The sequence below is a fragment of the Proteus sp. fly-1089 genome, from assembly GCF_040138965.1.
Lineage (GTDB): Bacteria > Pseudomonadota > Gammaproteobacteria > Enterobacterales > Enterobacteriaceae > Proteus > Proteus vulgaris_B.
Window position 1 is genome coordinate 496,549 of sequence record NZ_JBEETS010000002.1, and the last position, 15,407, is coordinate 511,955.

Here is a 15,407-nt window from a genome sequence, read left to right on the forward strand (position 1 = left end):
ACGCCTAAATAACGATAGCAATAATTAAGCCGTACCACCTACCGTGATTTTATCCAGCTTCAAGGTTGGTTGACCAACGCCAACAGGTAGGCTTTGTCCTTCTTTACCACAAACACCGACCCCCTTGTCTAACGCAAGATCATTGCCCACCATTGAGACTTGTTGCATGGCTTCAATACCTGAACCAATCAACGTTGCCCCTTTAATCGGTTTTGTTATCTTTCCGTTTTCAATTAAATAAGCTTCAGATGTTGAGAAAACAAATTTACCCGATGTAATATCAACCTGACCACCACCAAAATTAGGTGCATAAATACCACGATCAACACTCGCAATAATCTCTTCTGGTGACGATTTACCCGCCAGCATGTAAGTATTAGTCATACGAGGCATAGGAAGATGTGCATAAGACTCACGGCGACCATTTCCTGTCGGAGCAACCCCCATTAAACGAGCGTTCATCTTATCTTGCATATAACCTTTTAAGATACCGTTTTCGATTAACACATTGTATTGACCCGGAACACCTTCATCATCAATGGCAACAGAGCCACGACGTCCTTCAATTGTGCCATCATCAACAATAGTACAAAGCTCAGAAGTGACTTTTTCACCAAGGCGGCCTGAAAATACAGAGGTTTCACGACGGTTGAAGTCACCTTCTAAACCATGCCCAACAGCTTCATGTAATAACACGCCTGGCCATCCTGCACCTAGTACTACAGGCATTGTTCCAGCTGGTGCTGCAATTGCAGATAAATTCACTAATGCCATCCGCACCGCTTCACGCGCGTAAGTCACAGCGTGGCTTTCACCGTCAACTTTCATTAAAAAGTAGTCATAACCAAAGCGACCACCACCACCACTTGCACCACGTTCACGTTTGCCATCTTCTTCCACCAGCACGCTGACAGAAAGACGAACTAAAGGACGCACATCGGCTGCTAATGTGCCATCGGTTGCAGCAACAAGCACATGTTCATAAACACCTGTTAATGATGCATTAACCTGTTTAACACGCTTATCTTCAGCACGCGCAACTTTATCTACTTCATGCAATAGTGCAATTTTTTCTTCACGAGAAAGGCTTTGTAACGGATCATTTAAGCTGTACAGCGGAGAATGTTGAATAGCACCTAAAGTATGGATACGACCATTACCCTTAGCCTGAACAATGCTTCGCGCGGCATGCGCACTTTGATTCAGTGCGTTAAGCGTTAATTGGTCAGCATAAGCAAAACCGGTTTTTTCACCATAAATTGCTCTGACACCAACCCCTTGATCAATATTATAAGAGCCATCTTTAATAATCTGATCATCAAGTATCCAAGCTTCGTGGTAACTTGATTGAAAATAAAGATCACCATAATCAATTTGACGCTGTGCAAGCTGCTCTAGTGTTGATGCTAAATCATCTAAACTAAGTTTGTTTGCTTCCAACAGACTTTCGCTGACAACAGCTAAACTCATAATTCTTCTTTGTCCTTAACTTTTTTGATTAAGTGGGTCAGTTTCGGGCGAAAGCGGTTATGTTTCACGACCCGGATCTGTTCACGCATACCGTGTAAACTCTCGACACCAACATTGAGTGTTAGCGCACTGACAGCATCAGGGTTCTTTTTCAAGACTTTACCCCAACCATCAATCGCCATGGTATGACCCCAAGTCCGGCGCGTATCATGTGTACCCACTTGTGCAGGCGCTAAGATAATACACTGATTCTCAATCGCGCGAGCACGTAATAAAGGCTCCCAGTGTGCTTTTCCCGTTAAACGAGTAAAGGCCGCTGGTACAGAAATAATCTCTGCACCTTTCTCTCTTAATGCTTGGAAAATACCTGGGAAACGGAGGTCATAACAGATAGTTAAACCTAATTTTCCGACAGGGGTATCAACTACGGTTAGGCGTTCACCACGTTGATAAATAGAAGACTCATTATATTCGCCCTGTTCATCGTCAATACTCACATCAAACATATGAATTTTATCATAACGAGCACGAATAACGCCTTCATCATCAAAGACCAAACTACTGCTGGTAATTTGATCTGAAGAGTCTCGACTAATCAAAGGCATAGAACCCACTAAAATCCACACTTTGTAACGCTGAGCCATTTTAGCGATTGCATTTTGCAATGGCCCATCACCCTGAATTTCAGCGTGTTTATGATAATCTTTAGAGTTCGAAAAAAGTAACGCATTTTCAGGTGTTAATACCAGCTTCACTGAATCGGGTAATTGCTTAATCTGTTGCTCGATTTGCGCCAGATTATTTTTTGTATTTTTTCCGCTACAAAGTTGCAAAAGTGCGACATTAACTTTTTTCATAACGCCTGATTCTCCTTAAGCTGACGCAGTACTTCGTCAATTTTGGGTTGTTCCATAGTTCCGGTCACATGATAACGGATAACTGAAATCTTACTCCAAAGTGGTCCCAGAACCTTTGATGCCGCAAAAACTGCGGCGCCTGCAATAGGGTTTATTGCGAAAGCCGTAGCAACACCGACTGTAGCTGAAATTTCAGGGGTAACTACAACTTGTAGATCCATTTTACGTTCAAGTAAATCCACTTTCCCACTTATCGCAATATCAGCAATAACACCATCAACACGAACACTTTCTGCATTCATAATACCTTGATTAATCGTAATTTCACTTTTAATCGAATCATATTCAAAATGCTCACTGAAAGTATCTCTAAAATCAAACTGCAATTTACGTAAAAGCGCGTCAAAACTTACTAGTCGTAGTAATTTACCCGCTTGTCCTACATCGACTTTCTCTATGCGTCCTTTGCCTAAAACAGATTTAATATCACCATTTAAGTTCGCAATAGTAAAATTCCACGGTGTATCATGCCATTGTAATGAAAAATCAGCAGAAAGAGGAGATTGTATAACAGGCACGATATACCCAAAGTAAGCGGCCAATTCATCAATTTCATCAGCTTTTAGCTTACCGATTAGTTTTGTCGTGTTCTTTCCGTCCAGGCCTTCTGACCATACTCCATTAACCTGAAGCTCGCCGCTGCTATTTTCTAATTTACCGCCAGTTAAAAACAAAGCGCCTTCATTTTGTTTTAACGAACCTTCAATTTTTCCTAAAAGTAGACCATTAACCCAACACTCCCGACATTCAAAATCAATAGAAGGAATATTTTTCACTGAAAACTTCAATGCATTAGGATCAGGAATATTGGCCATTTTTAATGGTTTTTCTTCTTGAGAAGTGGAAGCACCATTAAAATAGAGATAATTAATATTTACTTGCCAAGGTGCCGATGTTTCAGGAATAAATACATCGCCTCGTAATTCACTTCCCGAAAATGCTAATTTTACACCATCACTAACTCGCATAATTTCAGTTTGTGGGTTATTCCATTTTTGCCCAGCAAAATTTAAATTGGGTAAACTGATATGCACATTATCAGGAAAACTCACTGCATTTTCAGAAGGTGTTAATGATGAAAACGCGATTAATGTCGGTAACCACTTATCTCCTTCTAGTTCCTTAAGAGCAATGGTTAAACGTTGTTGTGAGCTTAACTCAGGTAATTTGAGAGTAGAAGAAACAAGGTTGCCTTGTAATAAACGAAGTTGTTTGCCTAATCCCCATTGGCTATTAAGTTTCCACTGTTTTTCAGCATTAGCATTCACCGTCAAGGTTTCACTATTACCATTTGCTGAAATCACAATAGGGGAAGAGTTTTTTAAGTCTTGAGTTTCAGGTACTGTTAATTTACTTTTTAATGTATTGATATTCCCTGTTAAATCAACTTGATAATCGACATCACCTTTTTCGGGGATCTTAACATTAACGTTGCCACTCCATGGGAATACACCACTAAATTTCTGCTGAATATCGCTAGGTAACCCTTGAATTTTTTGAATATCCCATTGGCCTTTTAAGCCTACATCTACTCGATAAGTATCCGTAGTATTATGGCTTGTAAATGAAAATGCGAGTGGCTGGCCAAACCAATTGGCTGTTAAGGTATCACTTTCAAGTTTGTCATTATGGTAACGAAATTGCCCGCTAACACCCTTTAACGTGGTATCCATAAAATTCAATGTGACATCATTATTTTTTAAATTTATCTCGCCAGATGCAACAACATCATCACCATCAAAAGGAATATCAAGCTTCAATGTGCCATTAATTTTTCCTGCCACTTTAAGCTCTTCAAGCGTATGACCAATGCTCGCCATTTGAGAATCTAAGAAATACTCTTTTAGTTCATCCCCTGTTGCTTGAATATTCGCATTAATTAAGATCTTTTCTTGTCGATAGCTTTCAATCACCGCACTTAAATTTGTCGCTGTTGCGTTACCTACTTTCGCTTCTGACGATGACATCCATAATCCATCATTTTTAAAATCTAGATTAATATCGAGATCGAATAATGCGGGCCATTCACTATCAAATTTAAACGTAGCATGTTTAACAGGGGCATAAACTTGAAACCACCCTTTGTGGTTATCAAAAGGAAAATCTGCCGGATCACCATGGAAGATAAATGTTCCATTGTCGATATTACCCGCAATAATCGCATCTGAAAGATATTGAGTAAGTTCTTTACCAACATACTTTTCTGGCAGATAGCGCCATGTATCGCCAGCATTGGTCACTCTTACGCCTGATAAAATAGAAAGTCGCTGATCTTCACCTTGCTTTTCATAACGAAAATCTCCCGCAACCCATGCTGATGTTGCTTGAATATCGAGTCCTTGGCCCCAAAGTGACAAATTATCCCCAGAATGTTGCCAATAAAGTGTTCCTTTTCCTTTTTCGATATTTAGTGGTGCTTTAAATAATTCGCCAGTATCTATTTCACTGTCCGCTAGGGCAAAGTTAAACTCACCACTTTGCATACTCCCTTTTAATTGCCCGCTGAAATGTTGCACTGATGGGATCTCTTGCCAGCGCTTCCAACCTACATTTTCCCAAGAGAGATTAATCGCACTTTGCTCGAAGTGTTCAGGTGTAAGATCTAAGGCAAAATCATTAACCACACCAGAAAATTGGCGATACTGCCACTGACGTACAAAATCAGGCGTTAAAAACGAAAATAATGGCAACAATGCATACAGCCTATCTAACTCGATATTTTTAGCTCTAATACGCCATGCTTCATCATGTTGTTTTTCTTTCGGTTGATAAAGAACGGCTAAATAGCCATCAGGCCACTCTTCACCATCCATGGTAATTTTTCGAGTATAAGGAATATCAGCAAGCCAACCATTTTCTTGTCTTCTCATGCGTAAAATTAAGTCTTCAACATTTAATACATGTGAAGTGCCTTCACTACGCCAATCCATTTCACCTTGATGAATTTGTAATTGGCTTCCCGTAATACGGCCTTTAGTGATTTCAATCCAATTTGATAAGCTTGCTTTAGCTTCACCTAAACCACTATTATTTTTTACCCACTGGCTAAGCCAAGGAGAAATATCAATATCATCGGCAGTAAGAAATACCTTACCATTATCAATTAAACCTTCATTCGTGGTATAGAGGTCGAGGCGAACTTTTAAACCACCATAGTGATTAACTGGTGTGTCAAGGGTGACTTCACCTTGAGCACGGTGGCGTTGTTTTTGATTTAGCCACATCAACTCAGGAACATATAATGTACTGGTATCACCTGAAGGGGTTAGAAAAATAAAACGGCTTTTGACTAGCTTAAAGCGATCGAACTGTTCAAGAAAAAGCGAAGAAATATCATCAGGTGCAGTTAGCGTAATATCGCCACTTTGCCCAGTAAAAATAGGGCGTTGGTAATTGACATCTAATTGCTCAAAGGTCAGTTCACGAAAATGAGGACGAAAAGTCAATAATGAACGCCACACATCAAAAGAAAAAGTCACTTTTTCTGCGTTAATGTTGACATCTTTATTCTTAATATTAAACCCTTTAATATGAATATCTGGGCCAAAATTCTGCCATTCCCCATTAATTTTCGTTATTGAAACAGGGCTATTAAGTTGTTTTGTTAAATACGTTTCTATTTCAGGGCGATAATTATCTAAACGAGGCAGAAAATAACGAAACCCGCTTAACACCAAGGCAAAAACGATGAGGCAAAAAACTGTTATCACTAACAGGTATTTAGGTAGCCGCTTCATTTTTGTCTCCTTTCTGCCATCATATTCATTAGGAAGGCGACTCCATTACATCATCACCACATCAAATTGCTCCTGACTATAGAGTAGCTCAGTTTGCACTTTTACTTGCTTACCCACGAAAATTTCAACCTCTGCTAATGCATGAGATTCATCACCTTTTAACGCATCAGCAACCGCCGTAGAGGCATAAACTAAGAAGCGATCTGCATCAATCGTTTTATGTACACGCACTATCTCACGTAAAATTTCATAGCAGACTGTTTCAACTGATTTTACCGTACCTCGCCCTTGGCAAGTTGGGCAGTCATCACAAAGCACATGCTCAAGACTTTCTCGTGTTCTTTTACGTGTCATTTCCACTAAGCCGAGTTGAGAAAAACCATTAATGGTCGTTTTCACTCTATCTTTACTTAAAGCTTGTTCAAGTGATGCCAATACTCTACGTTTATGTTCATCATTATTCATATCAATAAAATCAATAATAATGATACCGCCTAAGTTACGTAACCGTAATTGACGAGCAATGGCTTGGCTTGCCTCAATATTAGTATTAAAAATGGTTTCTTCTAAATTTCGATGACCAACGAAAGCCCCCGTATTAATATCAATCGTCGTCATTGCTTCAGTTTGATCAATAATGAGGTAACCACCTGACTTTAATTCAACTTTACGCTCTAAAGCCCGTTGAATTTCATTTTCAACACCATAGAGATCGAAAATAGGTTGATTTCCTTGGTGCAATTCAAGTTTAGCGGTTAACTCAGGAATGTATTCACCAATAAATTCCTGTAGTTGATTATAAGTTAATTTAGAATCAACACGTATGCTATCTAATTCAGAACCTGCAAAGTCACGTAAAATACGCTGTGCTAAAGCTAATTCGCCATAAATTTGAATGCGGGTTTTATTTCTTTTCTTACGCTCAATAATTTTATTCCACAAGCGTTTAAGAAAAGCGGCATCTTGCTTAATTTCATGCTCGCCAACACCTTCGGCAGCGGTACGAATAATAAAGCCACCATTTTCATCGCAATACTCTTCAACGAGTTGCTTTAAACGCTCGCGCTCTTCTTCACTATCAATTCGTTGAGAAACACCCACATGAGACGCACCAGGCATAAACACTAAATAACGGGAAGGCAATGTAATATCCGTAGTCAGGCGAGCACCTTTTGTTCCTAAAGGATCTTTAACCACTTGTACAATTAAATCTTGGCCTTGGTGGACTAATTGCGCAATATCACGAACATTAAACTTTTTCTGCTCTTCACCTGCAATACATTCAGTGTGAGGCATAATATCAGAAGCATGTAGAAAAGCGGCTTTATCTAGCCCGATGTCAATAAATGCAGCTTGCATCCCAGGTAATACGCGACTTACCCGACCTTTGTAGATGTTTCCGACGATACCTCGTTTCGCTTCTCTTTCGACATGAATTTCTTGAAGTATGCCTCCACGAATATAAGCAACCCGAGTTTCAGATGGCGTCACATTCACTAATAACTCTGCTGTCATGAAATCTCCTTCTCATTGGCTAGAGACGAAAATTGAGCTATCAATGCTTCAGTTTCAACAAGAGGTAATCCAACAACAGCATGATAACTCCCCTCAATCCGTTGAACAAAACGGCCTCCTTTTCCTTGAATACCATAAGCGCCAGCTTTATCCATTGGCTCTCCTGACTCAATATACGCGCTAATCTCACTCGCTGTCATCTCTCGAAAAGTGACTTGTGTGACAACTAATTGACTCAATGTACGAGTTTTATTAGAGATAGCAATTGCCGTCATTACTTGATGAGTTGCACCTGAGAGTGAACGTAAAATTTGTGCTGCATGGGCTTTATCACGCGGTTTTTCAAGAATATGACCATCATGAACCACAATGGTATCAGAACCTAAAACAGGATAATCATAGGGTGCTTGTCGCACACCTTCTTGTGACTTTTCTTTTGCTAAACGAAGGACATAATCTTCTGGTGTTTCACCTTGTTGCCAAATTTCATCAATAGCCGGAGTGATAATACTAAACTCAACATCTAATAACGCGAGAAGTTCACGTCTTCTTGGTGAGCTGGATGCAAGATAAAGCGTGGTCACAGATAATGTCCTCATGACGGTAACGCAAAAGAGACCGCCATGAGCCAATTAACTTAGTGAACAGAAAACTGGTGACGGACTTTGCGAAGTAAAAAATAAAGCCATGGCCAAAGAATACCACTGACTGGGCTATTCCAGAATACTTGAGGGTGAAAAGTCACTGGTGAAAGTAAAAATTCTGCCCAAAATACAGTAAGATCGACAACAACCACACTAAACATTATCACTAAGGCTTGTTGCCATAACGCTAAATTACAAAAAAGTTGGTATTTAAAAGCAATAACATAACTCACTAACGTATAAGCAAGAGCATTCACACCTAAGGTTGTTCCTTGGACTAAGTCCATAACCATACCCAATACAAATGCAGTTCCTACACTGACACGATGAGGGATCGCAGTTATCCAATAAATCAGAAACAACATTGGCCAAATAGGTCTATACACTTCCAACTGTTCTGGCCACGGCATAATCTGCAAAACAAGTGCAATAAGAAAAGAGAGCCAAACAATCCAACGCCCACGACTTTGATAAGGATTCATCGAGGTTACCTACTTCTTGTTGTGCTAGGTGTAGCAGGTGTTGTGGTTGGTGGAGTTGTTCCATTATCTGCCTCTGGCGTATTGTCTAATGGCTCTTGAGACATAGAACGAGGAAGTGGAGGCCCTGCTTGCTCATAATTAGGTAAAACTTGTGGCATCAATTGCATTAGACGCTCATTCGCGGCGTGATACACCTCTGAAGGTAACGGAGGCTCCCCTGTTTTATCTGATGCATTCCATAATAAAAGTAAATAACGTAAACGCTGTAATTCAGCAGAAGGACGAACATTAATCACCGAATAAGCTCGTTGATTATCAACCTTAACTGAAGCAACAACACCCACTGGGTAACCCTCAGGAAAACGCCCGCCGAGTCCTGACGTCACTAAAACATCCCCCACACGAATATCAATATTAGCGGGTAAAGCTTCAAGCAATAAATCATCCGCACAACCTGCGCCTGAGGCAATCACACGAATATCATTACGTAAAACTTGTACCGGTAACGCATGAGAAGTATCACAAATTAAGAGTACTCGGCTCGTAAGTTCACTTACGGCAATGACTTGACCTACAACACCTTTATCACTAATGACGGGCTGCCCTTCATAGACGCCATCATTAGTTCCTTTATCAATAACCACTTGATCTCGATAAGGCGTACTATTGCCAGACAGAACTTGTGTGACTGTCATTTGTTCATTTTGGCGAAGAGGTGAACCAAGTAATTCTCGTAAACGGGCATTCTCTTGCTTAAATTGCTCTAATAGTTGGCTTTCTCCACTGCGAACTAACAACTCTTTTCTTAAAGCTTGGTTTTCAAATTGTAAACGCTCACGCGTTGCAAACGTTTCAGAAATTTGATCGAGGAAACGACGTGGACCATTTGCAAGAAAATAGAAGGGACTAACAGCAGTATCAAGATACTGGCGGACTTTAGAAAATGCACCAATACGGTTATCAGCAATCAATAAGGAGATAGCGACGACCACGGCGATTATTAATCTTAGTTGCAGGGAAGGGCCCCGACTAAAAATTGGCTTCATAAACTCTAAGATCACTCACACGGAGAAATTAAAAAAACAGGTGTTAGCATTCTCATCAAGGGGGAATCCATTCTCCCTTGTTAGAATTAATCTCAATCTTCGCTAAACAGATCGCCACCGTGCATATCGATCATTTCTAATGCTTTGCCACCACCACGCGCAACACAGGTCAGTGGATCTTCAGCAACAATTACAGGAATACCCGTTTCTTCCATCAATAAACGATCAAGGTTACGTAATAACGCACCACCGCCTGTTAACACCATACCACGCTCTGAAATATCAGACGCCAATTCTGGTGGACATTGCTCTAACGCGACCATAACGGCACTAACGATACCAGTTAATGGTTCCTGTAATGCTTCAAGGATTTCATTAGAGTTTAATGTAAAGCTACGAGGTACGCCTTCTGCAAGGTTACGACCACGAACTTCGATTTCATTAACTTCATCAGAAGGATAAGCTGATCCGATATCGTGTTTAATACGTTCTGCGGTTGCTTCACCAATTAATGAGCCATAGTTACGACGTACATAATTAATGATAGCCTCATCAAAACGGTCACCACCGATACGGACAGAAGATGAATAAACCACACCGTTTAATGAAATAACGGCGACTTCTGTTGTACCACCACCAATATCCACTACCATTGAGCCAGTTGCTTCAGAAACAGGTAAGCCGGCACCGATTGCCGCAGACATTGGTTCTTCAATTAAGAAGACTTCTCGTGCACCTGCACTTAATGCTGATTCACGAATAGCTCTGCGTTCTACTTGAGTTGCACCAACAGGCACACACACCAAAACACGAGGACTTGGACGCATAAAGCTATTGTTATGAACCTGTTTTATGAAGTGCTGAAGCATTTTTTCGGTTACATAAAAATCAGCAATCACACCGTCTTTCATTGGACGGATAGCAGCGATATTCCCAGGTGTACGCCCTAACATCTGTTTGGCTTCATGCCCTACAGCTGCAACACTTTTTGATGTGCCAGCGCGATCTTGACGAATAGCGACAACGGAGGGTTCATCGAGAACAATACCCTGTCCTTTGACATAAATGAGGGTATTGGCGGTACCCAAGTCAATAGACAAATCGTTGGAAAACATGCCACGAAATTTTTTAAACATACGAAAGGATAATCCTGCAAGCCGGGACGGAAAAATCCGTCTACTCTATCAACCACAATAAGTAGCGACAAGGCGCGATTCACTACTTAGATTAAAGTGGACACGTAAATAATCATAAAGGCACAATATTCTACGTTACTTTTCCCAATTGGAGCAGAAAAAAACTGCATAAAAATGGGCTAATTAGAACGATTAACGCATAATTTCAATCCTACGCTGTTCATATTTAACTTATGTAACAATACAAACAACGCTTCTATCAATAAAGAAAAATCTGACTTCGTTGCCAAACTGTGACTCAAAAGCATCACTGCAAGTTCAAATAAAATTTATTCATTTGAATAAGCACAATTACTCTATTGATATTAAATAGTGTTTCACCGACAAAATTTGACTGAAAAAATAATAAAAACATCCACCTCGAATACTTCATAAACAATGCATTATCTTTATTTCGAACCACTAAGGAAATGCTTATTTTTATCCCATCATCAAACATTAACGGTGTTATCTAATAACCAAGATATAAAACTCAGAATAATCTCTGTACCAATAAACATAGAACCCCCGTTTATACACTAAAAAAGGATTATTTGTCTCATTATTACAATAGATATTGTGCACAATCACGACGAGATCTAAAAAATCACTTATCATGAAACAAATAGAAATCGATAAGGGGTCAAGATGAAAGCATTATTAGTTGAACAGCACGACGATAAACTCAATGCCAACGTGCAAGATATCGATGAAAAAACATTGCCTATTCATGAAGTTATTGTCGACATTCATTACTCTACACTGAATTATAAAGATGGGTTAGCGATCACTGGGAAAGGAAAAATACTACGCCAACTTCCAATGGTTCCAGGAATCGATTTTTCAGGTGTCGTTCATCACAGTGAAGATCCTCGTTTTCATATTGGCCAACATGTTTTATTAACAGGTTGGGGTGTAGGAGAAAATCATTGGGGTGGCCTTGCTCAAAAAGCAGGTGTAAAAGGTGATTGGCTCACTGCCGTACCTGAAGGGCTACCCTTAAAAAATGCCATGATAATTGGTACAGCAGGCTTTACTGCAATGCTTTGTGTTATGGCATTAGAACAAGGGGGTGTAACGCCACAAAGTGGTGATATTTTAGTTACAGGCGCCAGTGGAGGTGTGGGAAGTACAGCCATTAGTCTATTAACCGCCCTTGGCTATCAAGTTACCGCATTAAGTGGCAGAGCCAGTAATCATGACTATTTACGCAAACTTGGTGCCAAAAATATTATCACTCGCGAAGAATTTGAACCTGCGGGCAGAGCTTTAGATAAACAACGCTGGGCGGGTGCAATTGATACTGTAGGTGGACAAATTCTCGCTAATATTTTGTCGCAAACAAACTATAACGGAACAGTCGCAGCTTGTGGATTGGCGGGTGGTTTTTCTTTACCAACGACCGTAATGCCTTTTATTTTACGAAATGTTCGCTTACAAGGTGTCGATTCTGTTTATTTTCCAGCGGAAAAACGCGCCCAAGTTTGGCAACGTTTACTAAAATTACTGCCAGAAACATTCTATCAACAAGCAATGACAGAAATTACGCTTGATGAAGTTCCACGTTATGCTCAAATGATTATGGATAACCAAGTGACTGGTAGAACGTTAGTAAAACTCTAATTTGTAGGTTTTACCTGCTTATTTCTGGCATTAATTCACTTCTTTTAGTGCCAGAATAAGCGTCTTTCTATATAAACCAGTGAAATAATTGTGATGCGGATCACACTTTAAACATATATTAACGATTCATCTCAAAAAAGTTCAGATTTCCAGTGACATCAATAAATAACGTGATGTTATGATTATTTTTTCATCACCTGTTTATTTTGCTTTCTTACGTTTACAATCTTGTAAAAATATTTAACTTTTCATCAAAATAACCCCTTCCTTCCCTGATTAGACCAGTATTTTGCTGTTATCTTCTGTGAAATGTCTATAATGTCGGACTTTGTGATATGTATCGTAACATTGAATACAATAAAAGATGACAAAACGAAAAGCACAGGTTATTTTGTCATTTCGTTGACGAATTGACGGAGATAGAAGCATAATGTCGGAAAATTTTCATATTTTGCTCCTGAATGGTCCGAATCTAAACCTGCTTGGAACAAGAGAGCCGGAAACCTACGGACACTTAACTCTGGATGATATCGTTCAAAGTTTGTCAGCAGATGCTCAGGCATTAAATGTGAAACTTAGCCATTTTCAGTCTAATGCTGAATTTGAGCTGATAAATAAAATTCATGCAGCGCGGGGAAATACCGATTACATATTAATCAACCCTGCGGCTTTCACGCATACCAGTGTTGCACTGCGTGATGCATTATTAGGGGTGAATATTCCATTTATTGAAATTCACCTATCCAATGTCTACAGTCGGGAGCCTTTCCGTCACCACTCATATCTCTCTGATATCGCAACAGGCGTAATCTGTGGATTAGGTGCAGAAGGTTATCGATTTGCTTTACAGGCAGCGGTCAGCCGTTTGTCTTAATAAAAAACATCAAAAAAGAGTACGGAATCAACTCATGGATATTCGTAAAATTAAAAAACTGATCGAGCTAGTCGAAGAGTCTGGCATTTCTGAACTAGAAATTTCTGAAGGTGAAGAGTCAGTACGCATCAGTCGTAATACTGGTCTTCAGGGTCAAATGGCTCCTCAGCAATATTTTGCGGCACCAGCGGCTCCTCAACCTGCGTTAGCAAATGCTGTTGCGCCAGTAGCACCAGAAACTCCAGCAGCAACTCCAACGCAAGAAATCAGTGGTCACGTTGTTCGTTCACCAATGGTCGGAACGTTCTATCGCTCACCAAGCCCTGAAGCTAAGAAATTTGTTGAAGTCGGTCAGCAAGTCAATGTCGGCGATACTCTGTGCATCGTTGAAGCAATGAAAATGATGAATCAGATTGAATCTGATAAAGCGGGTGTTGTTAAAACTATCCTTTGCCAAGACGGCGACAATGTTGAGTTTGACGCTCCACTCTTTGTTATCGAATAACGAGGCAGGTCCATGCTAGAAAAAATCCTCATTGCCAACCGTGGTGAGATAGCACTGCGTATCTTAAGAGCATGTAAAGAGCTTGGGATCAAAGCAGTTGCCGTTCACTCCACAGCAGACCGTGATTTAAAACACGTTCTGCTGGCAGACGAGACTATCTGTATTGGTCCCGCTGCTTCAGCAAAAAGTTACCTAAATATCCCTGCAATCATTGCAGCGGCTGAGATCAGTGGCGCACAAGCCATTCATCCAGGATACGGTTTCCTATCTGAAAATGCTGATTTTGCAGAGCAAGTTGAACGCTCTGGCTTTATTTTTATCGGCCCAAAAGCTGAAACCATCCGCCTAATGGGTGACAAGGTTTCAGCCATTGAAGCGATGAAAAAAGCAGGTGTTCCGTGTGTACCAGGATCAGACGGTCCTTTAGGTAACGACACTGCAAAAAATATTGAAATTGCTAAACGTATTGGCTACCCAGTTATCATCAAAGCTTCTGGCGGCGGTGGTGGACGCGGTATGCGAGTTGTTCGTTCTGAAAAAGATCTAGAACAATCGATTACAATGACGCGTGCGGAAGCAAAAGCGGCATTTAGCAACGACATGGTATACATGGAAAAATACCTTGAAAACCCACGCCACATTGAAATTCAAGTCATGGCTGATGGTCAAGGTAATGCTATCTATTTGGCTGAACGTGATTGTTCAATGCAACGTCGTCACCAAAAAGTAGTTGAAGAAGCACCAGCACCGGGTATTACCCCTGAAATCCGTAAAAATATCGGCGAACGCTGCGCGAACGCATGTATTGAAATCGGTTATCGTGGTGCGGGTACCTTCGAATTCCTGTATGAGAATGGTGAATTCTACTTTATTGAGATGAACACCCGTATTCAGGTGGAACATCCAGTAACAGAAATGATCACTGGCATCGACTTAATTAAAGAGCAGTTACGCATTGCATCTGGCTTACCTTTATCAGTAACGCAAGATCAAGTTAATGTTCATGGTCATGCAATTGAATGCCGTATTAACGCAGAAGATCCAAAAACGTTCATGCCAAGCCCGGGGACTATTACTCGTTTCCACTCACCAGGTGGATTTGGCGTACGTTGGGAATCGCATATTTACGCAGGTTATACTGTTCCACCTCACTATGATTCAATGATTGGTAAATTGATCACTTACGGTGAAACACGCGAAATCGCGATCTCTCGCATGAAAAATGCATTGGCAGAACTTATCATTGACGGTATTAAAACCAATATTGAACTGCATCAGTTCATTATGAATGATGGGCAATTCCAAAAAGGTGGTACTAATATTCACTACCTTGAAAAACGTTTAGGTTTAGCTGAGAAATAATCTTTTTCACTTAACAAGAAAAGGCATAGTTTAATCACTGTGCCTTTTTTATTACTA

At 40.3% G+C, this 15,407-nt stretch carries 12 protein-coding genes; 4 read left to right on the plus strand and 8 right to left on the minus strand.

The annotated features are described in order from the left end of the window. Window positions 1-24 precede the first annotated feature (24 nt). The 8 genes from tldD to mreB form a co-directional block, all read right to left on the minus strand. Window positions 25-1,470 (minus strand): metalloprotease TldD, encoded by a 1,446-nt coding sequence (tldD, locus tag ABN080_RS08700; RefSeq protein WP_072069782.1) that lies wholly within the window; start codon window positions 1,468-1,470, stop codon window positions 25-27. Next, window positions 1,467-2,327 carry a deaminated glutathione amidase gene (gene nit1, locus ABN080_RS08705; protein ID WP_349440837.1) on the minus strand — a complete coding sequence of 287 codons (861 nt, stop codon included), beginning with the start codon at window positions 2,325-2,327 and terminating at the stop codon, window positions 1,467-1,469. The genes tldD and nit1 overlap by 4 nt, the downstream gene beginning before the upstream one ends. Beyond that, entirely contained in the window at window positions 2,324-6,124 is a 3,801-nt protein-coding gene (gene yhdP / locus ABN080_RS08710) for an AsmA2 domain-containing protein YhdP (protein WP_349440838.1), read from the minus strand. The genes nit1 and yhdP overlap by 4 nt, the downstream gene beginning before the upstream one ends. A gap of 45 nt (window positions 6,125-6,169) precedes the next feature. Then, the gene (rng, locus tag ABN080_RS08715; RefSeq protein WP_072069784.1) at window positions 6,170-7,639 is read right to left on the minus strand and encodes a ribonuclease G; all 1,470 of its coding nucleotides are present in this window, start codon (window positions 7,637-7,639) and stop codon (window positions 6,170-6,172) included. Then, window positions 7,636-8,223 (minus strand): Maf family protein, encoded by a 588-nt coding sequence (locus ABN080_RS08720; RefSeq protein ID WP_340894991.1) that lies wholly within the window; start codon window positions 8,221-8,223, stop codon window positions 7,636-7,638. The genes rng and ABN080_RS08720 overlap by 4 nt, the downstream gene beginning before the upstream one ends. A gap of 53 nt (window positions 8,224-8,276) precedes the next feature. Further along, window positions 8,277-8,765 (minus strand): rod shape-determining protein MreD, encoded by a 489-nt coding sequence (mreD, locus tag ABN080_RS08725; protein ID WP_109409251.1) that lies wholly within the window; start codon window positions 8,763-8,765, stop codon window positions 8,277-8,279. Window positions 8,766-8,770: 5 nt separating this feature from the next. Next, a complete protein-coding gene (mreC, locus tag ABN080_RS08730; protein WP_349440839.1) occupies window positions 8,771-9,811 on the minus strand; it encodes a rod shape-determining protein MreC in 1,041 nt (346 codons plus the stop codon). 92 nt (window positions 9,812-9,903) lie between these two features. Further along, window positions 9,904-10,947: a rod shape-determining protein MreB gene (gene mreB / locus ABN080_RS08735; protein ID WP_023582893.1), complete on the minus strand. Its 1,044-nt coding sequence runs from the start codon at window positions 10,945-10,947 to the stop codon at window positions 9,904-9,906. A 687-nt stretch (window positions 10,948-11,634) separates the two neighbouring features. On the opposite strand from mreB, the gene acuI reads away from it, so the two are divergent. From acuI to accC, 4 genes are all read left to right on the plus strand, one after another. Further along, window positions 11,635-12,609 carry an acrylyl-CoA reductase (NADPH) gene (acuI, locus tag ABN080_RS08740; RefSeq protein ID WP_349440840.1) on the plus strand — a complete coding sequence of 325 codons (975 nt, stop codon included), beginning with the start codon at window positions 11,635-11,637 and terminating at the stop codon, window positions 12,607-12,609. A gap of 430 nt (window positions 12,610-13,039) precedes the next feature. Beyond that, the gene (gene aroQ / locus ABN080_RS08745; RefSeq protein ID WP_072069788.1) at window positions 13,040-13,483 is read left to right on the plus strand and encodes a type II 3-dehydroquinate dehydratase; all 444 of its coding nucleotides are present in this window, start codon (window positions 13,040-13,042) and stop codon (window positions 13,481-13,483) included. 34 nt (window positions 13,484-13,517) lie between these two features. Beyond that, window positions 13,518-13,988, plus strand: coding sequence for an acetyl-CoA carboxylase biotin carboxyl carrier protein (gene accB / locus ABN080_RS08750; protein WP_072069789.1), 471 nt, complete (start codon window positions 13,518-13,520; stop codon window positions 13,986-13,988). Window positions 13,989-14,000: 12 nt separating this feature from the next. After that, window positions 14,001-15,350, plus strand: a complete 1,350-nt coding sequence (accC, locus tag ABN080_RS08755) for an acetyl-CoA carboxylase biotin carboxylase subunit (protein ID WP_072069790.1) — start codon at window positions 14,001-14,003, stop codon at window positions 15,348-15,350. The last annotated feature ends 57 nt before the right edge of the window (window positions 15,351-15,407 follow it).

Coding starts and splice junctions, on each gene's coding strand:
- mreD (WP_109409251.1), bottom strand. CDS start 8,765: ATGAATCCTTATCAAAGTCGTGGGCGTTGGATTGTTTGGCTCTCTTTT.
- accC (WP_072069790.1), top strand. CDS start 14,001: ATGCTAGAAAAAATCCTCATTGCCAACCGTGGTGAGATAGCACTGCGT.
- aroQ (WP_072069788.1), top strand. CDS start 13,040: ATGTCGGAAAATTTTCATATTTTGCTCCTGAATGGTCCGAATCTAAAC.
- yhdP (WP_349440838.1), bottom strand. CDS start 6,124: ATGAAGCGGCTACCTAAATACCTGTTAGTGATAACAGTTTTTTGCCTC.
- mreC (WP_349440839.1), bottom strand. CDS start 9,811: ATGAAGCCAATTTTTAGTCGGGGCCCTTCCCTGCAACTAAGATTAATA.
- nit1 (WP_349440837.1), bottom strand. CDS start 2,327: ATGAAAAAAGTTAATGTCGCACTTTTGCAACTTTGTAGCGGAAAAAAT.
- rng (WP_072069784.1), bottom strand. CDS start 7,639: ATGACAGCAGAGTTATTAGTGAATGTGACGCCATCTGAAACTCGGGTT.
- tldD (WP_072069782.1), bottom strand. CDS start 1,470: ATGAGTTTAGCTGTTGTCAGCGAAAGTCTGTTGGAAGCAAACAAACTT.
- accB (WP_072069789.1), top strand. CDS start 13,518: ATGGATATTCGTAAAATTAAAAAACTGATCGAGCTAGTCGAAGAGTCT.
- mreB (WP_023582893.1), bottom strand. CDS start 10,947: ATGTTTAAAAAATTTCGTGGCATGTTTTCCAACGATTTGTCTATTGAC.
- acuI (WP_349440840.1), top strand. CDS start 11,635: ATGAAAGCATTATTAGTTGAACAGCACGACGATAAACTCAATGCCAAC.